Annotated in this window: 20 protein-coding genes; 9 read left to right on the forward strand and 11 right to left on the reverse strand. The window is 67.1% G+C overall.

Annotation, left to right across the window (positions count from 1 at the left end):
* Positions 1–981: an ABC transporter ATP-binding protein gene (locus AC1DVA_RS14055; protein ID WP_476806323.1), complete on the forward strand. Its 981-nt coding sequence runs from the start codon at positions 1–3 to the stop codon at positions 979–981.
* A gap of 176 nt (positions 982–1,157) precedes the next feature.
* Here AC1DVA_RS14055 and AC1DVA_RS14060 read toward each other — a convergent pair whose 3' ends face one another.
* On the reverse strand, positions 1,158–1,589 hold the full coding sequence (locus AC1DVA_RS14060) for an OsmC family protein (RefSeq protein ID WP_265051644.1): 432 nt from the start codon (positions 1,587–1,589) through the stop codon (positions 1,158–1,160).
* A gap of 159 nt (positions 1,590–1,748) precedes the next feature.
* Between AC1DVA_RS14060 and AC1DVA_RS14065 the strand changes: the two genes are divergently transcribed.
* Entirely contained in the window at positions 1,749–2,045 is a 297-nt protein-coding gene (locus AC1DVA_RS14065; RefSeq protein ID WP_265051645.1) for an antibiotic biosynthesis monooxygenase family protein, read from the forward strand.
* Between the two features lie 249 nt (positions 2,046–2,294).
* Here AC1DVA_RS14065 and AC1DVA_RS14070 read toward each other — a convergent pair whose 3' ends face one another.
* From AC1DVA_RS14070 to AC1DVA_RS14100, 7 genes are all read right to left on the reverse strand, one after another.
* Positions 2,295–3,953 (reverse strand): OFA family MFS transporter, encoded by a 1,659-nt coding sequence (locus AC1DVA_RS14070; RefSeq protein WP_476806243.1) that lies wholly within the window; start codon positions 3,951–3,953, stop codon positions 2,295–2,297.
* Positions 3,954–4,047: 94 nt separating this feature from the next.
* The gene (locus AC1DVA_RS14075) at positions 4,048–4,320 is read right to left on the reverse strand and encodes a formate dehydrogenase subunit delta (RefSeq protein ID WP_476806244.1); all 273 of its coding nucleotides are present in this window, start codon (positions 4,318–4,320) and stop codon (positions 4,048–4,050) included.
* Complete coding sequence (gene fdhD / locus AC1DVA_RS14080) at positions 4,317–5,159, reverse strand: formate dehydrogenase accessory sulfurtransferase FdhD (protein ID WP_476806245.1); 843 nt, start codon at positions 5,157–5,159, stop codon at positions 4,317–4,319. Before fdhD ends, AC1DVA_RS14075 begins: the two co-directional genes overlap by 4 nt.
* Positions 5,146–8,028 carry a formate dehydrogenase subunit alpha gene (fdhF, locus tag AC1DVA_RS14085; RefSeq protein ID WP_476806246.1) on the reverse strand — a complete coding sequence of 961 codons (2,883 nt, stop codon included), beginning with the start codon at positions 8,026–8,028 and terminating at the stop codon, positions 5,146–5,148. Before fdhF ends, fdhD begins: the two co-directional genes overlap by 14 nt.
* 10 nt (positions 8,029–8,038) lie before the next feature.
* Positions 8,039–9,619 carry a formate dehydrogenase beta subunit gene (locus AC1DVA_RS14090; protein WP_476806247.1) on the reverse strand — a complete coding sequence of 527 codons (1,581 nt, stop codon included), beginning with the start codon at positions 9,617–9,619 and terminating at the stop codon, positions 8,039–8,041.
* Positions 9,616–10,092, reverse strand: coding sequence for an NAD(P)H-dependent oxidoreductase subunit E (locus AC1DVA_RS14095; RefSeq protein WP_476806248.1), 477 nt, complete (start codon positions 10,090–10,092; stop codon positions 9,616–9,618). The genes AC1DVA_RS14090 and AC1DVA_RS14095 overlap by 4 nt, the downstream gene beginning before the upstream one ends.
* 228 nt (positions 10,093–10,320) lie before the next feature.
* The gene (locus AC1DVA_RS14100) at positions 10,321–11,286 is read right to left on the reverse strand and encodes a LysR family transcriptional regulator (RefSeq protein WP_265051652.1); all 966 of its coding nucleotides are present in this window, start codon (positions 11,284–11,286) and stop codon (positions 10,321–10,323) included.
* A gap of 158 nt (positions 11,287–11,444) precedes the next feature.
* On the opposite strand from AC1DVA_RS14100, the gene AC1DVA_RS14105 reads away from it, so the two are divergent.
* Complete coding sequence (locus AC1DVA_RS14105) at positions 11,445–12,476, forward strand: LLM class flavin-dependent oxidoreductase (RefSeq protein WP_476806249.1); 1,032 nt, start codon at positions 11,445–11,447, stop codon at positions 12,474–12,476.
* Positions 12,477–12,623: 147 nt separating this feature from the next.
* On the opposite strand, the gene AC1DVA_RS14110 is transcribed toward AC1DVA_RS14105, so the two are convergent.
* On the reverse strand, positions 12,624–13,121 hold the full coding sequence (locus AC1DVA_RS14110) for an Lrp/AsnC family transcriptional regulator (protein WP_265051654.1): 498 nt from the start codon (positions 13,119–13,121) through the stop codon (positions 12,624–12,626).
* Positions 13,114–13,350: a hypothetical protein gene (locus tag AC1DVA_RS14115; RefSeq protein ID WP_265051655.1), complete on the reverse strand. Its 237-nt coding sequence runs from the start codon at positions 13,348–13,350 to the stop codon at positions 13,114–13,116. Before AC1DVA_RS14115 ends, AC1DVA_RS14110 begins: the two co-directional genes overlap by 8 nt.
* Between AC1DVA_RS14115 and AC1DVA_RS14120 the strand changes: the two genes are divergently transcribed.
* The 5 genes from AC1DVA_RS14120 to AC1DVA_RS14140 all read left to right on the forward strand — a co-directional run bounded on the left by AC1DVA_RS14120 (position 13,349) and on the right by AC1DVA_RS14140 (position 19,121).
* Entirely contained in the window at positions 13,349–14,608 is a 1,260-nt protein-coding gene (locus tag AC1DVA_RS14120) for a thiamine pyrophosphate-dependent enzyme (RefSeq protein ID WP_476806250.1), read from the forward strand. The genes AC1DVA_RS14115 and AC1DVA_RS14120 overlap by 2 nt on opposite strands.
* 4 nt (positions 14,609–14,612) lie before the next feature.
* The gene (locus AC1DVA_RS14125) at positions 14,613–15,629 is read left to right on the forward strand and encodes an alpha-ketoacid dehydrogenase subunit beta (protein ID WP_265051657.1); all 1,017 of its coding nucleotides are present in this window, start codon (positions 14,613–14,615) and stop codon (positions 15,627–15,629) included.
* Positions 15,629–17,020, forward strand: coding sequence for a dihydrolipoamide acetyltransferase family protein (locus tag AC1DVA_RS14130; RefSeq protein ID WP_476806251.1), 1,392 nt, complete (start codon positions 15,629–15,631; stop codon positions 17,018–17,020). The genes AC1DVA_RS14125 and AC1DVA_RS14130 overlap by 1 nt, the downstream gene beginning before the upstream one ends.
* A 177-nt stretch (positions 17,021–17,197) precedes the next feature.
* Positions 17,198–18,595 carry a dihydrolipoyl dehydrogenase gene (gene lpdA / locus AC1DVA_RS14135; RefSeq protein WP_476806252.1) on the forward strand — a complete coding sequence of 466 codons (1,398 nt, stop codon included), beginning with the start codon at positions 17,198–17,200 and terminating at the stop codon, positions 18,593–18,595.
* Between the two features lie 124 nt (positions 18,596–18,719).
* Positions 18,720–19,121, forward strand: a complete 402-nt coding sequence (locus AC1DVA_RS14140; RefSeq protein WP_265051660.1) for a DUF983 domain-containing protein — start codon at positions 18,720–18,722, stop codon at positions 19,119–19,121.
* Positions 19,122–19,303: 182 nt separating this feature from the next.
* On the opposite strand, the gene AC1DVA_RS14145 is transcribed toward AC1DVA_RS14140, so the two are convergent.
* Complete coding sequence (locus tag AC1DVA_RS14145) at positions 19,304–20,695, reverse strand: aminotransferase-like domain-containing protein (protein WP_476806253.1); 1,392 nt, start codon at positions 20,693–20,695, stop codon at positions 19,304–19,306.
* 162 nt (positions 20,696–20,857) lie between these two features.
* Here AC1DVA_RS14145 and AC1DVA_RS14150 point away from each other — a divergent pair, with 162 nt between their 5' ends.
* Positions 20,858–21,346 (forward strand): Lrp/AsnC family transcriptional regulator, encoded by a 489-nt coding sequence (locus tag AC1DVA_RS14150; RefSeq protein WP_265051662.1) that lies wholly within the window; start codon positions 20,858–20,860, stop codon positions 21,344–21,346.
* The last annotated feature ends 154 nt before the right edge of the window (positions 21,347–21,500 follow it).

Below are 21,500 nucleotides of genomic sequence, written 5' to 3' on the forward strand. Positions count from 1 at the left end.
ATGATCGATACGGCGCCCGGCGGCGACATCATCCTCGATGTCGCCTCCGCCTCCTGCCGCTTCGACGTTTCGGCGCCGGCGCTGTCACGCCTGTTCTCCAAGGAGCCCCGCCGCATCCTGCGCGCGGTCGAGAATGTCTCCTTCACGGTCAAGCGCGGCACCACCTTCAGCATCGTCGGCGAATCCGGCTGCGGGAAATCGACTTTGGCGCGCATGGTCGTGGGCCTGCAGCGGCCGACCCAGGGCATGCTCGATTTCCGCGACATCCGCCGCGCCGATGGGTCGTTCGGCCCGCCGCGCGTGCAGATGATCTTCCAGGACCCCTATGCCTCGCTCAATCCGCGCTGGCGCGTCGGCGACATCATCGCCGAGCCGATCCGCGAATTGAAGCTGCGGTCGGACACCGAGAGCACGCAGCAGCGCGTCGGAGACCTTCTGGAGGTCGTCGGCCTCTCGCGCACCGATGCGAGCCGATACCCGCACGCCTTCTCCGGCGGCCAGCGCCAGCGCATCTCGATCGCGCGAGCGCTCGCGACCGAGGCCGACTTCCTCGTCTGCGACGAGCCGACCTCGGCGCTGGACGTCTCCGTGCAGGCCCAGATTCTCAACCTGATGGTCCGGCTCCAGAAGGAATTCGGGCTGACCTATCTCTTCATCAGCCACAACCTCTCGGTCGTCCGCCACATGTCGGACGATCTCGCCATCATGTATCTCGGGCGTTTCGTCGAGGCGGGGCCGGCCGAGGAGGTCTTCACCCGGCCGCGCCACCCCTATACGCGGCTGCTGCTCGACACGATTCCCGATGTCGAGCGGCCGAACCGGGAGCGTCGGCCGATGTCCGGCGAAGTGCCCAGCCCGATCAACCCGCCGCCGGGCTGCAGCTTCAACCCGCGCTGCTCGCTCGCCGCCGATCGCTGCCGCATCGAGCCGCCGGAACTGCGGCCGATCGGCGGTGTCGAGGTGTCCTGCCACTTCGCCTGAGGCGTGAGGCGACATTCTGGGGACATTGCGCAGCAATGAGCCAGGGAGCCCATGAACACGACATTCCCGTCATGGTCGGGCTTGTCCCGACCATCCACGTCTTCATTCGACGAGGACGGTGTTCAAGACGTGGATGCTCGCCACAAGGGCGAGCATGACGTGGTGGTTCGCGAGCTTTAGCCCACCAGCGTCGCTTCGAGCGTGATCGGCGCCTTGAACAGCTTCGAGACCGGGCAGCCGGCCTTGGCCTTGTCGGCCAGCGACTGGAAGGTCGCCTGATCGGTGCCGGGCACCTTGGCCTTCAGCGTTAGATGGATCGCGGTGATGGCATAGCCGTCATCGAGCTTGTCGAGCGTCACCCGCGCCGTGGTGTCGAGCGCGTCGGCCTTGAGATTGGCCTCGCCCAGGATCAGCGAGAGCGCCATGGTGAAGCAGGCGGCATGTGCAGCGCCGATCAGCTCCTCGGGGTTGCTGCCGGGCTTGCCCTCGAAGCGGCTGGAAAAGCCGTAAGGATAGGCGCTGAGCGCGCCGGTCTCGGTCGAGATCGAGCCCTTGCCATCCTTGATGCCACCTTCCCAATGGGCCGAGCCTGTCTTGTTGATCGCCATGACGCCGTCTCCTGTTCTGGTTCGGATGGGTATGCTGCGCTTGGAACGCTACCCTTTCACAACGGCCCAAGGCGAGTCGGGTTCACCGGTGCCCGCTAGTCAGGAGGACAAGCAGGCTGGATTGCCGTAAGGTCATGGTCCCGAACGCTGGAGGCTGCCATGACCGCATTCAATGCCGTTCGCTTCAAGGTAAAGCCGGGGATGGAGACCGCCTTTCTCGATGCTCATCGCAATGTCGCCGCGGACTGGCCGGGCCTGCGGCATGCGAACATCATTGGGGCCGGAGATGGGCGCTACTGCATTATCGCCGAATGGGAGAGCGTCGAGGCGCTGGCGGAGGCCCGTCCGCAGATGATCGCCACGCTCAACAGCTTCCGTCAGACGCTCGATGATTTGGGAGGCGGCCTCGGCGTCACCGACCCGATCGCCGGATCGGTAGCCTTGTCGCTGAAATAGGCGCGGTCTCCCCAAGGCCGAACGCTTTGCGGCCATGGAGAAAGCCCGCACCGATCGCTCGATGCGGGCCCCAGTATAGATTGGAGCGTGCTGATTTTTCTCGGAACCACGTCGTCATMCCGGGCTTCCCCCGGGATGACGACGGGCCGCGGAGCTCTACGATGGATCCCGGATCAGCGCCGCTGCGCGGATTGTCCGGGATGACGCGGGGGGGTCGTGTAAAATCAACACGGTCCAGTGTCGCTGTGCTCAGCGGAACAGCGCCAGCGACTTCGACAGCGTGATCCAGACGCCCCAGGCGATCGGCAGGCCGACCACCGCCCAGGCGAGCAGGGCGCCGCCGTTGAGCCCGCCCTTGCCGATGCCGTGCGAACCGTAATGGGTCGTCGCGCTGGCATTGGCCGACCGCGCCTGCAGGGCGGCGACCTCGGCATCCTTCATGAACCACTTCGTGGCGACCGGCCGGACCAGCAGGTTGCAGAGGAAGCCCAGCACCAGCATGCCCGCGAGGATGTACATGGTGCGGTCATAGACCTGCGCGCGCGGCACGCCGGCATTGATCTGCGCCTCGCGGATGTAGTTCACCACGACAGGGCCGATGATGCCGGCGGTCGACCACGCGGTCAGCAGGCGGCCATGGATGGCGCCGACGAACTGCGTGCCGAACATGTCGGCGAGATAGGCCGGCACGGTCGCAAAGCCGCCACCATACATCGACAGGATGATGCAGAAGAAGCCGACGAACAGCGCCAGCGACCCGGCATGCGCCGCCCAGGGCGAGAGCGCGTAGAGCAGGATGCCGAGCCCGAAGAAGGTCGCGTAGGTCAGCTTGCGGCCGAGCTTGTCCGACAGCGAGGCCCAGAAGAAGCGGCCGACGATGTTGAACAGCGAGAGCAGGCCGACGAAGGCCGCCGCGATGGTGGCGATCTGCGTCTTCTGCCCGGCGTCGAGGGCGGAGAAACCGATCTCGGGCTTGCCGATCAGGGAGCCCGCGAAGATCTCCTGCAGCATCGGCGAGGCCATGCCGAGCACGCCGATGCCGGCGGAGACGTTGAGGCAGAGCACCGCCCAGATCAGCCAGAACTGCTTGGTCTTGTGCGCGTTCTGGAGATGGACATGGCCCGACGTGATCATGGCGTTCTGGGTCGCCGGCGGGGTCCAGCCGTCGGGGCGCCAGTTGGCCGGCGGCACGCGGTAGCCGAAGGTGCCGGCCATCATGAAGACGAAGTAGATCGCGGCCATGGCGACGAAGGTCTGCCAGACGCCGACGGAGGCCGGGGTCTTGAAGGTGTTCATCAGCATGTCGGCGAGCGGGGAGCCGATCATCGCGCCGCCGCCGAAGCCCATGATCGCCATGCCCGTGGCCATGCCGCGACGGTCCGGGAACCACTTCACCAGCGTCGAGACCGGCGAGATGTAGCCCAGCCCGAGTCCGATGCCGCCGATCACGCCGGAGCCCAGCCACATCAGCCAGAGCTGGTGCCAGTAGACGCCGAGCGCCGAGATCAGCAGGCCGCCGCACCAGCACAAAGTCGAGACGAAGGCCGCCTTGCGCGGGCCGACGCGCTCGAGCCAGCCACCCCAGATCGCCGCGGAGGAGCCGAGGAAGACGAAGAACAGCGTGTACATCCAGCCGAGATCGGCGACCTTCCAGTCGCAGGCCGTGGTGAACAGCGAGCCGATCAGGCCGACATCCGCCGCGCAGGCCACCGGCTTGGTGATGCCGATCGCCTGGCTCAGCGGCAGCCAGAACACCGAGAAGCCATAGGCCATGCCGATGCACAGATGGATGCACAAGGCCGCCGGCGGCACGAGCCAGCGGTTGAAGCCCGGTTTGGCGATGGTCCGTTCACGGTCGAGCAGGCCGACGCCGCCCCCGACCTGACCGATATCCTGTGCGATGCTCATTCCCCGTTTCCTTTCCCCAAAGCTTCGCTGTCGGGCCGGGTAGGTTCCCGGCTCGTTGCAATCTCCGCGCCGCCCTAAGGCGGCGCCTGGCCTGCTAACCGCCGCGCCCCGGCTTGATCCGCGGCAGCACGCGCCGCAGAAGGGGCGGGAGGTCCTCCGGACGTGCGGCGAAGGCGGCGAGGAAATCCCCGCGCATCCGCGCCGTCCAGAACTGGTTGATGTGATCGGCGACGGAGGCGGCAGCCTCCTCCTCCGGATAGACCTTGAAGAAATCGGCGATCTGCCCGGCCATGCGCTGGAGCTTCGCGACGTTGTCCTCGTGATGATCGGCCGCGTCGTGCCCGTCGGTCAGCGTAGCCTCCGTCATCGGGCGATGGTCTCCGGCTCGGGCGCGAGCGCGCCGGCGAAGACGATGCAGCCGTCGCGCCGCGCCACGGCGGCGAGCGTCAGGCCGAGATGCTTCGCCCGCTCGATCGCGAGCGAGGTCGGCGCCGAGATCGCGACCAGCGTGCCGGCGCCGAAGATCGCCGCCTTCTCGACCATCTCGAAGGAGGCGCGGCTGGTGACGAGCAGGAAGCCGTCGTTGGCATCAACTCCGGCGCGCAGCCGCGCACCGATCAGCTTGTCGAGCGCATTGTGCCGGCCGACATCCTCGCGCACCGCGAGGACGGTGCCGGCTGCATCGCACCAGGCGGCGGCATGGACGGCGCGGGTGAGTTGGTTGAGCGGCTGATGCTTGTCGAGCGCGGCAAGCGCCGTTTCGATCGCCGAGGCGGCAACGGCACGGGAAGCCCGCGTGGCGGCATCGGCGAGCGGGATCTCTTCGATCGTCTCGACGCCGCAGAGCCCGCAGGAGGTCCGGCCCGACAGATTGCGCCGGCGCGCCAGATGCTCGCGGAAGCGGCCGGGCGCGAGCGTGACGGTGACGATGACGCCCTCGTCCTTCGGCTCGACGGCAATAGTGCGGATTTCGTCGGCGCCGCGCACGATGCCTTCGGTCAGGCTGAAGCCGGTGACGAAGTCCTCCAGGTCGGACGGGCTCGCCATCATCACCGCATAGGGCATGTTGCCGTAGACGATGTTGACCGGCGTTTCGACCGCGACCTCGATCTCGCGGCCGCCCTCGCGCGCCGCGCCGAAGCGCAGCGGCTGTGCCGCGACGGCGGCCGAGGCCGGCGGCTGGGCGGGCGCGTTATTCCGCGGCATCGGGCAGGCGCTCCGCGATCCGCCGCAGGGTCACGTCTTCCTCGAAATTCTTCTCCTGCCAGGCGGACCAGGCATTGGTGCGCCGGACCTCGACGGCGGTGACCTTGTATTCCGGGCAGTTTGTCGCCCAGTCCGAGAAGTCGGTGGTGATGACGTTGGCGCCGGTCTTGGCGTGGTGGAAGGTGGTGTAGACGACACCCGGCTGCATGCGCTCGGAGATCACGGCCCTGAGCGCGATGTCGCCCGAGCGGCTGGCAAGCGCGACGAGATCGCCGTCGCGGATGCCGCGGCTTTCGGCGTCGAAGGCGTGGATCTCCAGCACGTCCTCGTCATGCCAGGCGCCGTTCTCGGTGCGCCGCGTCTGCGCGCCGACGTTGTATTGCGACAGGATGCGGCCGGTGGTGAGCAGCAGCGGGAAACGCGGCCCGGTCCGTTCCTCTGTCGGCACGAACTCGGTGATCATGAACTTGCCCTTGCCGCGCACGAAGCGGTCGACATGCATCAGGGGCGTGCCGGTCGGCGCCTTTTCGTTGCAGGGCCACTGCACCGAGCCGAGCTTCTCCAGCTTGTCGTAGGAGACGCCGGCGAAGCTCGGTGTGAGCCGCGCGATCTCGTCCATGATCTCGCCGGGATGGGCGTAGGACATCTCGTAGCCGAGAGCCCGCGCCAGATCGATCGTGACCTGCCACTCGTCCTTGCCGGGGAGCGGCGCCATCACCTGCCGGACGCGGTTGATGCGCCGCTCGGCATTGGTGAAGGTGCCGTCCTTCTCCAGGAAGGAGGCGCCCGGCAGGAAGACATGGGCGTATTTCGCCGTCTCGTTCAGGAAGATGTCCTGGATGACGACGCATTCCATCGCGGCCAGCCCCGCCGTGACGTGCTTGGTGTTGGGGTCGGACTGGGCGATGTCCTCGCCCTGGACATAGAGGCCCTTGAACGTGCCCTCGACCGCCTCGTCCAGCATGTTGGGGATGCGCAGGCCCTGCTCGGCATCGAGCGGCACGCCCCACATCATTTCGAAGACCTGCCTTGTGGCGTCGTCCGAGACGTGGCGGTAGCCCGAGAACTCGTGCGGGAAGGAACCCATGTCGCAGGAGCCCTGCACATTGTTCTGCCCGCGCAGCGGATTGATGCCGACGCCGTCGCGGCCGATATTGCCGGTCGCCATGGCGAGGTTGGCCATCGCCATCACGGTGGTCGAGCCCTGGCTGTGCTCGGTGACGCCGAGCCCGTAATAGATCGCGCCGTTGCCGCCCGTCGCATAGAGCCGCGCCGCGGCGCGGACATCGCCCGCCGGCACGCCGGTGTACTGCTCGCTCGCCTCGGGCGAGTTCTCCTCGCGGGCCACGAAGCGGGCCCAGTGCTCGAAATCGCCGAGATCGCAGCGCTCGCGGACATAGGCCTCGTCGATCAGCCCTTCGGTGACCACGACATGGCTGAGCGCGTTGAGCAGCGCGACGTTCGTGCCGGGCTTCAGCGGCAGATGATAGTCCGCCTTGACGTGCGGCGACTGCACCATGTCGATCCGGCGCGGATCGGCCACGATCAGCCTTGCGCCCTGGCGGATGCGCTTCTTCATCCGCGAGGCGAAGACCGGGTGGCCGTCGGTCGGGTTGGCGCCGATGACGAGGATGACGTCGGATTTGGCGACCGACTTGAAATCCTGCGTGCCGGCCGAGGTGCCGAGCGTCGTCCTCAGGCCATAGCCGGTCGGCGAATGGCAGACGCGGGCGCAGGTATCGACATTGTTGTTGCGGAAGGCGGCGCGCACCAGCTTCTGGACGAGGAAGACCTCCTCGTTGGTGCAGCGCGACGAGGTGATGGCGCCGACCGATTCACGGCCGTATCTCGCCTGGATGCGCTTGAACTCGGAGGCGGCGTAGTTGATCGCCTCCTCCCACGAGACCTCGCGCCAGGGATCCGTGATCTTCGCCCGGATCATCGGCTTGGTCATGCGGTCGGTATGGGTGGCGTAGCCCCAGGCGAAGCGGCCCTTGACGCAGCTATGGCCCTCATTCGCCTTGCCGTCCTTGTAGGGCACCATGCGGATGACGCGGTCGCCCTGCATCTCGGCCTTGAACGAGCAGCCGACGCCGCAATAGGCGCAGGTCGTGACCACGGAATGCTCGGGCTGGCCGTATTCGATGACCTTGTTCTCCATCAGCGTCGCAGTCGGGCAGGCCTGCACGCAGGCGCCGCAGGAGACGCATTCGGAGCCGAGGAAATCGGTCGGGCCCGCGGCGACGCGCGAGTCGAAGCCGCGGCCGGTGATCGTCAGTGCGAAGGTGCCCTGCACCTCCTCGCAGGCCCGCACGCAGCGATTGCAGACGATGCATTTCGACGGATCATAGGTGAAGTAGGGGTTGGAGGTGTCCTTCGCGAGCCAGTTCTCGTTGACCGCACCGTCCTTACCCTCTGCGAAAACATGGTTCTCGCCCTCATAGCCGTAGCGTACTTCGCGCAAGCCGACAGCGCCGGCCATGTCCTGCAATTCGCAATCGCCATTGGCGGAGCAGGTCAGGCAGTCCAGCGGGTGGTCGGAGATGTAGAGCTCCATCACGCCCTTACGCAGGCCCGACAGGTTCTCCGACTGGGTGCGCACGATCATTCCGTCTTCGGCCGGCGTCGTGCAGGAGGCGGGCGTGCCGCGCCTTCCCTCGATCTCGACAAGGCAGAGCCTGCAGGAGCCGAAGGCTTCGAGCGAGTCGGTGGCGCAGAGCTTCGGGATCTTGGTACCCAGGCTCATCGCCGCCGCCATCACCGAGGTGCCGGCCGGCACCGTGACGCTCTGGCCGTCGATGGTCAGCGTCACCGTCTTCTCGGAAAGCCGGATCGGCGTGCCGTAGTCGATTTCCTTGATCAGGCTCATCGCTGCCTCCTCACTCGGCCGCCATCGCAATTTCTTGCAGTGGGCTGGGAGGACGGTCGAAATCCTCGGGGAAATGGTTGAGCGCGCTCATCACCGGCATCGGCGTCAGCCCGCCCATCGCGCAGAGCGAGGCGTCGGTCATCAGCTTCGAGAGATCGCGCAGCACGGCAATGTTCTTCGGCACTTCGGCACCCGCGATGATGCGGTCCATCACCTCGACGCCGCGCGTCGCGCCGATGCGGCAGGGCGTGCACTTGCCGCAGCTCTCCTTGGCGCAGAATTCGAAGGCGAAGCGCGCCTGTTTGGCCATGTCGACGCTGTCGTCGAAGACGACGATGCCGCCATGGCCGAGCATGGCGCGCATCGCGGCGAGCGCCTCGTAGTCCATCTGCACGTCGAGCTGCCCGGCGGTCAGGTAGGCGCCGAGCGGCCCGCCGACCTGCACGGCCCGGATCGGCCGGCCTGAGAGCGTGCCGCCGCCCATATCCTCGATGATCTCGCGCAGCGAGATGCCGAAGGCGAGTTCGATCAGCCCGCCGCGCCTGACGTTGCCGCCGAGCTGGATCGGCAGCGTGCCGCGCGAGCGGCCCATGCCGTAATCCGCATAGGCCTGCGCGCCATGGTCGAGAATCCACGGCACGGCGGCGAAGGAGAGCACGTTGTTGACGATCGTCGGCTTGCCGAACAGGCCCTGCAAGGCGGGCAGCGGCGGCTTGGCGCGGACGATGGCGCGCTTGCCTTCCAGGCTTTCGAGCAGCGAGGTCTCCTCGCCGCAGATATAGGCGCCGGCGCCGAGCCGGACCTCGAGATGGAAGGCGTGCCCGCTGCCGAGAACGGAGGCGCCGATCATGCCGGCCGCTTCCGCCTTGAGGATCGCGCGCTGCAGCGTGCGGAACGCGTGCGGATATTCCGAGCGCAGATAGATGTAGCCGCGCGTCGCACCGACTGCGATGGCCGCGATCGCCATGCCCTCGATCACGAGGTAGGGGTCGCCCTCGAACAGCATGCGGTCGGCGAAAGTGCCGCTATCGCCCTCGTCGGCGTTGCAGACGATGTATTTCTGATCGGCCCTGGCATCGTGGACCGTCTGCCATTTGATGCCGGTCGGGAAGCCGGCGCCGCCGCGCCCGCGCAGGCCGGAGGCCTTGACGGTCTGCACGATGTCCTGGCCGGTGAGCGAAAACGCCTTTTGCAGGCCCGCAAAGCCGCCATGGGCGCGATAATCGGCGATCGAGAGTGGGTCGATGACGCCGACGCGCTCGAAAGTCAGCCGCTGCTGGCGCTTCATCCAGTCGAGTTCCTCGGTCTTGCCGAGGCGCAGCGGATGGGCGCCGCCTGTCGCAAGCCCGGCATCGAACAGCGCCGCCACGTCCTTTGCCGCGACCGGCCCGTAGGCGATGCGGCCTTCCGCTGTCTCGACCTCGACCAGCGGCTCCAGCCAGAGCATGCCGCGCGAGCCGTTGCGGACGATCTCGGCGGAGAGGCCGCGCGCCGTCGCTTCGCGGGTGACCGCCTGTGCTACGGCTTCCGCGCCGACCGACAGGGCTGCGGCGTCGATGGGTATGAAGATGCGAACCGGGGCGGCGCTCATGATTGCGCCCTTCCGTGCTGGCAGAGCCCGGCGATGCGGGCGGCGTCGACGCGCCCGATCAGTTCGCCATCGACCAGGGCTGCTGGCCCGAGCGCGCAATTGCCCAGACAATACACCGTTTCGACCACGGCGTCGTCGGCAGGCCCGCCATCGACGGCGATGCCGTGCTCATGGGCGAGCTCTTCGACCAGCGCCTCGCAGCCGAGCGCCTGGCAGGCCTCGGCCCGGCAGAGCTTGATCACCCGCTGCGGCGGCGGGGCGGCCCTGAAATCATGATAGAACGAGATCGCGCCATGGATTTCGGCGCGGGAGAGGTTCAGCGCCTCGGCGATCAGCGGCACCGCCTGCGCGTCGACATGACCGAACTCCTCCTGCAGGGCGTGCAGGATCGGCAGGGTCGCGCCTTCCAGATGCGCGAGGCCCGCGATGATCGAGCGCGCGCTCTCCTGATTCCAGGCGGGGTATCCGGCCATCTTTCCTCCATCCGGCCCGGTTCACCGGGCACATCTTGAGGAAAAGGTGGTCTATCCTGGAATGATTTCAAATCGTTTGTTTCAACTGCATGATAGTCTGGGCCTATCAAACTCGCTTGCAAGCGGAGTGGGATGGCCGCCTGCGCCGGAGAGGCAGTCCGAAAGTTTCGCGGCGGAGCCGTTTTGCGCTGCACAATTCGATGCGGGCTCTAAGACGATAGGTTGAGACTATCGCACGATCGTTCGTCGCGGCAGCCGCGCATCCGTCACCGGCTTCGTCATCATCAGCAGGTTGCGGGCGAGCGGCGCGACGGGCTGCCGGTCGGCGACGATCAGGCCGATCGTCCGTTGCGCCTCGGGCTCGACCAGCGACAGTGCTTTCGTTCCGAGCGGCACGCCGAAGAATTCGAGCAACTGCAGCGAGACGATGCTGGCGACGCCCTGGATGCCGGCATGAGAGCAGAGATTGAAGATCGAGTTGGTCTCGATCATCGGCCGCGGCGCGGTGCCGACCGAGCGGAAAATGCCGTCGATGATGCGCCGGTTCTGCATGTCGCCGGTGAGCAGGCAGAGCTTGTGCTCGGCCGCCTCGGCCCAGCTGATGGTGTCGCGCGGGCCGAGCGGGCCGTCCTCGCGGGTCAGCAGCACATAGGATTCCTGGTAGATCGGCTTCGAGATCACCCGGTCGAGCGGCTCGTTGTCGAGATAGGTCAGCCCGACATCGAGCTCGAAATTGTCGATGCCCTCCTGGATCTCCTGCGAGGTCAGCGACAGCACGGTCAGCGAAACCGCCGGATAGCGCTCCGAGAATGGCGCGGTGATGTGCGCGATCATCGGCAGCGCGGTCGGGATCGCGCCGAGCCGGATGCGCCCGGACACGCCCTCGCGCAGCTCGGCGATGGAGTCCTTCATGATCTCGGCTTCGGCCAGGATGCGGCGCGCATGGGCGAGCACGACCTCGCCTTCCTTGGTGAAGCCCTGGAAGCGCCGGCCGCGCTCGACGATCATCACGCCGAGCTCCTCCTCGAGCTGCACGATCGCCGCCGAGAGCGTCGGCTGCGAAACATGGCAGGCCTCGGCCGCGCGGCGGAAATGCTTCTCGCGGGCGAGCGCGTCGAGATAGACAAGCTGGCGGATGATCATGGCGTCGTTTCGGATGCGGCTGATGTCGCCGCGGCCTCCGAGCATCGGCATAGCCGGCGCCGCTTGCAAGCGCTGCGGTTGCAGCCGTGCAAACAGGCTGTTGCTGCAGCGGCAACACCCGGAGAATTGCGCCCGGGCAATGGCGCTCCTAACTGCGTCTGGCCGGGATGGCCGGCAAGCAACGGGCCTTGGCAGGCCTGGGGATGATCATGGCGCAGGAACTGGAATTCGGGCTCGACACCTTCGGCGACGTCACCCATGGGGCGGACGGCAAGCCGTTGCCGCATGCGCAGGTGATCCGCAACCTCGTCGAGGAAGCCGTGCTGGCAGACAGCGTCGGCATCGACTTCATCGGCGTCGGCGAGCATCACCGCGCCGATTTCGCCGTGTCGTCGCCCGAGACCGTGCTGGCCGCGATGGCCGCGCGCACCAGCCGCATCAAGCTGGGCTCCGCGGTCACCGTGCTGAGTTCGGACGATCCGATCCGCGTCTTCCAGCGCTTCTCGACGGTGGACGCGCTCTCGAACGGGCGTGCGGAGGTCATTCTCGGGCGCGGCTCCTTCACCGAATCCTTCCCGCTCTTCGGCTTCGACCTGCGCGACTATGAAAAGCTCTTCGAGGAGAAGCTCGATCTCTTCGCCGCGCTGCTGCCGCAGGAGCCGGTGACCTGGCAGGGTTCGATCCGCCCGCCGCTGAAGGACCAGCTGGTCTACCCGCCGGTCGAGCACGGGCCGCTCAAGACCTGGATCGGCGTCGGCGGCAGCCCGGAATCGGTGGTGCGGGCGGCGCGCTACGATCTCCCGATGATGCTCGCCATCATCGGCGGCGATCCGCTGCGCTTCAAACCCTTCGTCGATCTCTACCATCGCGCCTATGCGCAGCTTGGCAAGCGGGCGAAGCCGGTCGGCGTGCATTCGCCGGGCTATGTCGCGGCCACCGACGAGCAGGCCAGGGAGGAGTTCTTCCCGGCCTACAAGCAGATGCGGGACCGCATCGGCGCCGAGCGCGGCTGGCCGCCGATGGGCCGAGACGAGTTCGAGCAGGAGGTCGCGCGCGGCTCGCTCTATCTCGGCTCGCCCGAGACGGTGGCGCGCAAGATCGCCGCGACCGCCAAGGGACTGGGCATCGCCCACTTCCAGCTGAAGTACAGCGCCGGCCCCCTGGCGCATGAACGGATGATGGAATGCATCAGGCTCTATGGCGAGAAGGTCGTGCCACTGGTGCGGGAGATGTTGGCGTAGAGCGTTCGCAAAGGCCGTCATTCTCGGGCGAAGCGAAGCGGAGACCCGAGAATCTCAGGCAGGATGAGGCTCAAGGAGCCTCTTTCGGCAGGAGATGCTCGGGTCAGGCCCGAGCATGACGGCTGTTCTCCCGACCATCCTGCGATTTCACCCCACCACCTTCAGCGGATCGACAGAAAGCGTCCGCTTCAGCGCCCTCAGCCCGAAGGTCGTGCGCGTCTGGCGTACGCCCGGGATGCGGTAGATCGTCTCGCGCAGGAAGCGCTCGTAGTGGTCGGTGCCGCTGACCACGACCTTGGCGAGATAGTCGTATTCGCCGGTGACCAGATGGGCCTCGACCACCTCCGGCGCCCGGACCAGCGCCTCGCCGAACTGGTCGAGCACCTTGTCGTCATGCTTGTCGAGCGTGATCTCGACGAAGACGACATTGTTGTAGCCGAGCGCCTTGTGGTCGAGCAGCGCGACGTATTTCTCGATTGTGCCGGATTCCTCCAGCCGCTTCACCCGCGTCCAGCAGGGAGAGGGAGAGAGGCCGACCTTTTCGGCCAGCGCCTGCGTCGTCAATCGCCCATCCTCCCGCAACGCAGCGAGAATCTTGCGATCGATCAGATCGAGAGCAGGACCATTCTGGCTCTTTTTATTCATCGGGCGATAATTCCGCAATCTTCGACAAAGGCAGCAGTATCTTCTGCCTCATGTCGAGGACGTCCGCAAATTCGGAAGGAACCTCCGCCCGCGCAGCGTTAGCGTTGGTTGCAAGGGGAACGATCGCGGGCCGGCTGCGGTTGCTGTGCATGGCGGCGCCGACGAGAGGCGCCTTGCCGGATGCACGCGAAGGCGGAATGCTGGTGGCGACAGGGATGGAGACGCTCATGAGCAGCGACAAGGCCGACGGCACGTCGGCGACGGTCCAGCCGCTGAAGTTCCATGTCCCGAAGCCGGCGAGCCGGCCTGGCGAGAAGCCCGACTTCTCCCATGTCGTGATCCCGAAGGCGGGCTCGGTCGCGCGGCCGCCTGTCGACGTCGACCCCAAGGATATCCGCGATCTCGCCTATTCGATCATCCGCGTGTTGAACCGCGAGGGCGAGGCGGTCGGCCCCTGGGCGCCCGATCTCGGCAGGGACGATCTCGTCCGCGGCCTGCGCCACATGATGACGCTGCGGACCTTCGATGCGCGCATGCAGATGGCCCAGCGCCAGGGCAAGACCTCCTTCTACATGCAGCACACGGGCGAGGAGGCGGTGAGCTGCGCCTTCCGCATCGCACTCCAGCCCGGCGACATGAACTTCCCGACCTATCGCCAGGCCGGGCTCCTGATCGCGAACGACTATCCGCTCGTCGACATGATGTGCCAGATCTACTCGAACGAGCGCGATCCGCTGCGCGGCCGGCAATTGCCGATCATGTACTCGTCGAAGGATCACGGCTTCTTCTCGATCTCCGGCAATCTCGCGACGCAGTTCGTCCAGGCCGTCGGCTGGGCGATGGCCTCGGCGATCAAGAACGACACCCGCATCGCCGCGGCCTGGATCGGCGACGGCTCGACGGCGGAATCGGATTTCCACGCCGCGCTGGTCTTCGCCTCGACCTACAAGGCCCCGGTCGTCCTCAACGTCGTCAACAACCAGTGGGCGATCTCGACATTCCAGGGCATCGCGCGCGGCGGCTCCGGCACCTTCGCGGCGCGGGGACTCGGCTTCGGCATCCCGGCCCTGCGCGTCGACGGCAACGACTACCTCGCCACCTATGCCGTGGCGCAATGGGCGATCGAGCGGGCCCGCCGCAATCTCGGGCCGACGCTGGTCGAATACGTCACCTACCGCGCGGGCGCGCATTCCACCTCGGACGACCCTTCCGCCTACCGCCCCAAGCATGAATCCGACGACTGGCCGCTCGGAGACCCGCTGATCCGGCTGAAGCAGCATCTGATCGCGGTCGGCGCCTGGACGGAGGAGCGCCACAAGCAGGCGGAGGCCGAGATCCTCGCAACCGTCATCGCCGCGCAGAAGGAGGCCGAGAGCTTTGGCACGCTGCATTCCGGCGGCAAGCCCTCGGCACGCGACATCTTCGAGGATGTCTATGCCGAGCTGCCGCCGCATCTGCGCCGCCAGCGCCAGCAGATCGGAGTCTGACGCGATGGCCAAGATGACGATGATCGAGGCGATCCGCTCCGCCATGGATGTCTCCATGGGCCGCGACGACAATGTCGTGGTCTTCGGCGAGGATGTCGGCTTCTTCGGCGGCGTCTTCCGCTGCACGCATGGGCTCCAGCAGAAATACGGCGTCTCGCGCTGCTTCGATGCACCGATCAACGAACTGGGCATCGTCGGCACCGCGGTCGGCATGGCCGCCTATGGCCTCCGCCCCTGCGTCGAGATCCAGTTCGCCGACTACATGTATCCGGCCTATGACCAGATCGTCTCGGAAGCAGCGCGCCTGCGCTACCGTTCGGCCGGGGATTTCACCTGCCCGATGGTGATCCGCATGCCGACCGGCGGCGGCATCTTCGGCGGCCAGACCCATAGCCAGAGTCCGGAAGCCCTCTTTACCCATGTCTCCGGCCTGAAGACCGTCGTCCCGTCCAACCCCTACGACGCCAAAGGCCTGCTGATCGCCGCTATCGAGGACCCGGACCCGGTGATCTTCCTCGAGCCGAAGCGGCTCTATAACGGCCCCTTCGACGGCCATCACGACAGACCCGTAACGGCCTGGTCGAAGCACGAGCTCTCCGAGGTGCCGGACGGCCATTACACCGTGCCGCTGGGCAAGGCGGTGACGCGGCGCGAGGGTAGTGCCGTGACCATCATCGCCTACGGCACCATGGTGCATGTCGCGCTCGCGGCCGCCGAGGATACCGGCATCGACGCCGAGGTGATCGATCTGCGCACGCTGGTCCCGCTCGATCTGGAGGCGATCATCGCCTCGGTCGAGAAGACCGGCCGCTGCATCGTGCTGCACGAGGCCACGCTGACCTCCGGCTTCGGCGGCGAGCTGGCCTCGCTGGTGCAGGAGCACTGCTTCTACCATCTGGAGGCGCCGGTGATGCGCGTCACCGGTTGGGACACGCCCTATCCGCATGCGCAGGAATGGGACTACTTCCCCGGTCCCGCCCGCCTCGGACAGGCGCTGCGCGACATCATGGAGGCACGCTGATGGCCGAGCGCATCATCAAGCTGCCGGATGTCGGCGAGGGCATCGCCGAGGCGGAGCTCGTCGAATGGCACGTCAAGGTCGGCGACATCGTCCGCGAGGACGATCTGCTCGCCGCGGTGATGACCGACAAGGCGACGGTCGAAATTCCCTCGCCCGTCGAGGGCGAGGTCACCTGGGTCGGCGCCGAGGTCGGCGACACCGTCGCGATCGGCTCACCGATCGTGAAGCTCAAGATTGCGGGTGCGGATGGCGCGGAGAGCGACGATGTCGCAGGGAGCCAGTCCGTCAATCCGGGGCAGGCCGAAGGCCTGAGCCCGGAACCCAGAGCCGATGCGTCTCCTCGCAAGGGCGCCGGTGGCGGGGCGACAACCTCCGACAACCCAGCGGTTCTGGGTTCCGGGCCCTTCGCTGACGCGAAGTTCCGCAATGACGGCGGTGGTTCCGTTGCTAAACCGGCTGCCCCGCCGCCGCCGAAGCCGGCGCGCGCCGGTACCACACCCGCCCAGCGCCGCGCGCCGGGCGAGAAGCCTCTTGCTTCGCCGGCCGTGCGCCTCAAGGCGCGTGAGGCCGGCGTCGATCTGCGGCAGGTTAAGGGCACCGGACCGGCCGGCCGCATCAGCCATGAGGATATCGACGCCTTCCTGCTGCGCGGCCCCGAGCCGGCACGCGGCGGCGGGCTGGTCGAGCAGAATGCGGTTACCGACATCAAGGTCGTCGGCCTGCGCCGGCGCATCGCCGAGAAGATGGCGCTGTCGAAGTCGCGTATCCCGCACATCACCATCGTCGAGGAGATCAACGTCTCGCCGCTGGAAGACCTGCGCGCGACGCTGAACAAGAAGCCGACGCCGGAGCGGCCGAAGCTGACGATGCTGCCCTTCCTGATGCGCGCCATGGTCAAGGCGCTCGGCGAGCAGCCGGCGCTCAACGCGCTCTACGAAGACGATGCCGGGGTCGTGCACCAGCATGCCGCGATCAATATCGGCATCGCCACGCAGACGCCGTCCGGCCTCGTCGTGCCGGTGGTGAAGCATGCCGAGGCGCGCGACCTCTGGGGCTGCGGCATCGAGCTCAACCGCCTCGCCGAGCGCGCGCGTGACGGCACCGCGACGCGCGACGAGCTCACCGGCTCGACCATCACCATCACCTCGCTCGGCGCGCTCGGCGGCATCGCCACGACGCCGGTGATCAACTACCCGGAAGTCGCCATCGTCGGCGTCAACAAGATGGTCGTGCGCCCGGTCTGGGACGGCACGACTTTCGTGCCGCGCAAGATGATGAACCTCTCCTCCAGCTTCGACCACCGCGTCATCGACGGCTGGGACGCCGCCGTCTTCGTGCAGCGGCTGAAGGAACTGCTGGAGAACCCGGCCACGCTCTTCGTGGATCTGTGACGTGATGGGGCGAGGAAACACCACGTCATCCCGGACAAGCCGCGTCAGCGGCGCAGCTCCGGGATCCATCGTAGAACGCGGTGCTCTACGATGGATCCCGGCATTCCGCTTCGCTCCAGCCGGGATGACGGCGAGGTTCCACCGCATGATTGCGACCCGTTGTGGTGAGGACCGCGCATGACCGAAATCACCTGCAAGCTCCTCGTCATCGGCGCCGGCCCCGGCGGCTATGTCTGCGCCATCCGCGCCGGCCAGCTCGGCATCGACACCGTCATCGTCGAGAGCACCAAGCTCGGCGGCAGCTGCCTCAATGTCGGCTGCATCCCCTCCAAGGCGATGATCCATGTCGCCGAGGAGTTCGAGAAGGCGGCTGACGCCGCCGCCGGCAAGACGCCCTTCGGCCTGACCGCGGCGGAGCCTAAGCTCGACCTGAAGCAGGCCGTCGCCTGGAAGGACGGCATCGTCCAGCGCCTCAACAACGGCGTCGCCGCGCTGCTGCGCAAGGCCAAGGTCAAGATCGTCCACGGCAAGGCGCGTTTCCGCGACGGCAAGACCGTCGTGGTCGAGACCGAGACCGGCCCGCGCACGATCAGGGCGGAGGCCATCGTCATCGCGACCGGCTCCGCGCCGGTGGAACTGCCCTTCCTGCCCTTCGGTGGAAACACCATCTCGTCGACCGGCGCGCTGGCGCTGACCGAATTGCCGAAGCGCCTCGTCGTGGTCGGCGGCGGCTATATCGGGCTCGAACTCGGCACCGCCTTCGCCAAGCTCGGCAGCAAGGTCACGGTGGTGGAGGCGCAGGAGCGCATCCTGCCGCTCTACGACACCGAACTGACGGGCCCGGTCTCGAAGCGCCTGACTGCGCTCGGCGTCGAGGTGCTCACGGGCGCCAAGGCGCTTGGGGCAACGCCGAAGGGCGACGGGCTGCGCATCGAGACGGCCGATGGCACCGAGCGTGCGCTGCCGGCCGACAAGATCCTAGTCACGGTCGGCCGCAAGCCGGTCACCGACGATCTCGGGCTTGAGAACCTCGTTCTCGACAGGGACGGCCGCTTCATCCGTATCGGCGAGCGCTGCGAGACCGCGATGCGCGGCATCTACGCCATCGGCGACGTGACCGGAGAGCCGATGCTGGCGCATCGCGCCATGGCGCAGGGCGAGATGGTGGCGGAGATCGTTGCCGGCCTGCCGCGGGCCTGGGACAAGCGCGGCATCGCGGCGATCTGCTTCACCGATCCCGAGATCGTCTCGGTCGGCCTTTCCCCTGACGAGGCGAAGCGCGCCGGCCATGAGCTCAAGATCGGCCAGTTCCCCTTCGCCGCCAATGGCCGCGCCATGACCCGCCATGCCGAGGCGGGCTTCGTCCGCGTCGTCGCGCAGGCCGGCAGCGAATTGGTGCTCGGCATCCAGGCGGTCGGGCAGGGCGTTTCGGAACTCTCGGCCGCCTTCGGCCTCGCCATTGAGATGGGGGCGACGCTGCAGGACATCGCCGGCACGATCCACGCCCATCCGACCCTCGGCGAGGCCTTCCCGGAGGCCGCGATGAAAGCGCTGGGACACGCGCTGCACATCTGAAAACGCCCCGCGACCGATCCGCGCAGGCAGCCAGCTAAGATGCATACAATATTGACATTGTCTGTATCGAGGCTGATCTGAGGGGCGACGCCGATCGAACGGCGCCGTCCCGAGGAGACATTCCATGTCCGGCGAGCACTGGCCGCCACTCTCTCCGCTCCAGACCGGCCTGCGCGGCCGCTGCCCGCGTTGCGGGCAGGGCAAGATGTTCGAGAGCTTCCTGAAGCTGAAGCCGAAATGCGAGGTCTGCGGCCTCGATTATTCCTTCGCCGACCCGGCGGATGGACCGGCCTTCTTCGTGATGATGTTCGTCTGCATCCCGGCCGCGGCCTTTCCGCTTTGGCTGGAGCTGACCTACAACCCGCCGACCTGGGTGCATCTCGTCACCACGCTGCCGCTGATCCTGCTGACTTGCATTCCGCCGCTCCAGCCGCTGAAGGGCTGGCTCGTCGCCTCGCAATTCTTCCACAAGGCCGAGGAAGGCCGGCTCGCCCGCCCGACGCCGCAGGACAAGCCGGCGGCCTGATCCTGACAAGGCTGTTTCAACAGCTGCTGATCTGCGACGGAACCACGGCGTCATCCCCGGCTTGACCCGGGATCCATGCCGGAGCGCTTCCGGTCGAGGTTCAGGCATGGATCCCGGCTCTCCGCTTCGCTCCGGCCGGGACGACCCGCGTTTCCGCAAAAAGGCAACGCCTCTACCCGGTTTCAGAGTGTTCGGCGCGCCTCTTGTCGCTCCATTTCATTGCCTGCGATGAGCTTCGCTAGAAGCCGGAGCGCTTCGGCCAGCCGCGCCCGTTCCGGTATCGCCCCCAGTGCGATCCGGATCGCGTCCGGAGCCTGGCCCCCCGTGCTGAACGCATCTGCCGCCATGACGCCGAGCCCGGCCATCCGGGCACGCTCGATCAGGCGGCTGCGCTCCCAATGCGCGGGCAGCGGCTGCCAGACATGCAGCGCATAGGGATGGCCCTGCATCGTCTCGGGCAAAATCCCTCTCGCCAGTATTTGCCGCTCGACCGCTTCGCGCCGCACGCCCTCCAGCAAATCCTTGGCCACGCCGATCCTGATCCAGTGCGCGGCAAGTGCCGTCATCAATGGCGCGGGCATCAGGGCTGTCGCGCGCAGTGCGGCGAGGAAGGGCGCATCGTCGGCTCCCTCGGGCATGACGATGAAGGCCGTGCGCAGGCCGGGCGTCAGCACCTTCGACAAGGTCGCGACATGCCAGGTCCGCTCCCGCGCCAGCGCAGCGAGCGGCGGGGGCGCATCCCCGGCGAGCAGGCTGTAGGGATCGTCCTCGATCAGGATGAGGTCGCGCCGCCGGGCGACGGCGACGAGTTCGCGGCGGCGCTGTTCGCTGATCGTGATGCAGGTCGGATTCTGCAGCGTCGGTGTCAGCGCGAACAGCCGCGCTCCGAAGCGGATGGCAGCCTCGTCGAGCGCGTTCGGGAGCGGGCCGTCGGCATCGCTCGCGACAGGAGCCATGGTAAGCCCATGTTGCCGGGCCGCGCCGATCAGGCCGGGATAGGTCAGCGGTTCCGTCAGGATCGTATCGCCGGGGCGGGCCAGCAGAGAGAGGAGGGCGTTCAGCCCCGTCTGCGCTCCCGGCACGACGGCGATGCGCTGCGGCGCAAGCACGCCCATCAGCGGCGCGAGCCAGGCGGCTCCGGCAGCGCGTTCGGCCAATGATCCGGCCCCGCCATGATAGTTCATCAGCTGGTCGGCATCGCTGCGCGCCAGGATCTCGGCGATGCCGCGCTGCATCAGCTCGCCCAGTCGCAGCCCCTTCGGCGCCGGCGGGATCGTCATGCTGAGGTCGAGCGCCGGCCCCTCCTGCTCCTGCCGGACCGAGATGAAGGAGCCGCGCCCGGTCACGGCGTCGATCAGCCCGCGTTCGCGGGCTTCGCCGAAGGCGCGGGTCACCGTGGTGAGATCGACCGCGAGATGATCGGCCAGCTTGCGCTGCGGCGGCAGCCGGTCGCCGGGCCGGAGTAGCCCCTTGGTCACGGCCTGTTCGAGCTGCGCGACGATCTGCAGGTAGCGCGGCCCTGCCGCCGGATCGAGCCGGCCGATCCAGCGGATCGCTTCATCGCCTTCGACCATCGCAGCGCGGGTTTCCATACATTCGCAGGATTGTAGGTATCGCTTAGCTCGACCGGCGCCTTCGCGCCAGTTATATCGTGTTGCTCCCTTCCACGGTGATGCCCATGGCGATCAACGGCGGCTCCTGTAAAAGGGCGATGTCAGCCGGGACGGAGACAGGGAATGGCACGCCTGCGCCTCGATGCGCTCGACCGCAAGATCATCGCGGAACTGCAGATCAATTCGCGCCTTTCGGTGCAGGACCTCGCCCAGCGCATCGGCCTCTCCGCCTCGCCCTGCGCGCGCCGCATCCGCATGCTGGAGGAGGCCGGCGTCATCCAGGGCTATGCCGCGATCATCGACCAGACCAAGGTCGGCCTGCCGATCAGCGTCTTCGCCTCGGTCAAGCTGGAGCGCCAGCGCGAGGACGAGCTAGACCGTTTCTCGCAGGCCGTGGCGCGCTGGCCCGAAGTGGTCGACTGTTATCTGATGACCGGGCAGCGCGACTATCTCCTGCGCATCGTCGTGCGCGACCTGCCGGCCTATGAGCGCTTCCTCAAGGACAAGCTCACCCGCCTAGACGGCGTCGCCTCGATCGAATCGAGCTTCGCGTTGGGCCAGGTGAAGCGCTCCAGCGCCCTGCCGATCGCGGCAGTGGCGGAGGAGGATTGAGGGGAGTCGGACGGGCGGAGAAACACATCGTCATCCCGGGGCATGCCATCGGCATGAGCCCGGAACTCAGAACCGATACCGGATCTAAATGAAGCGGCGCGACTGCTGCGCTCTCGATAAGATGCATCGGTTCTGGGTTCCGGGCTCTTCGCTG

Source organism: Allobosea sp. P4_C6 (genome assembly GCF_056402015.1).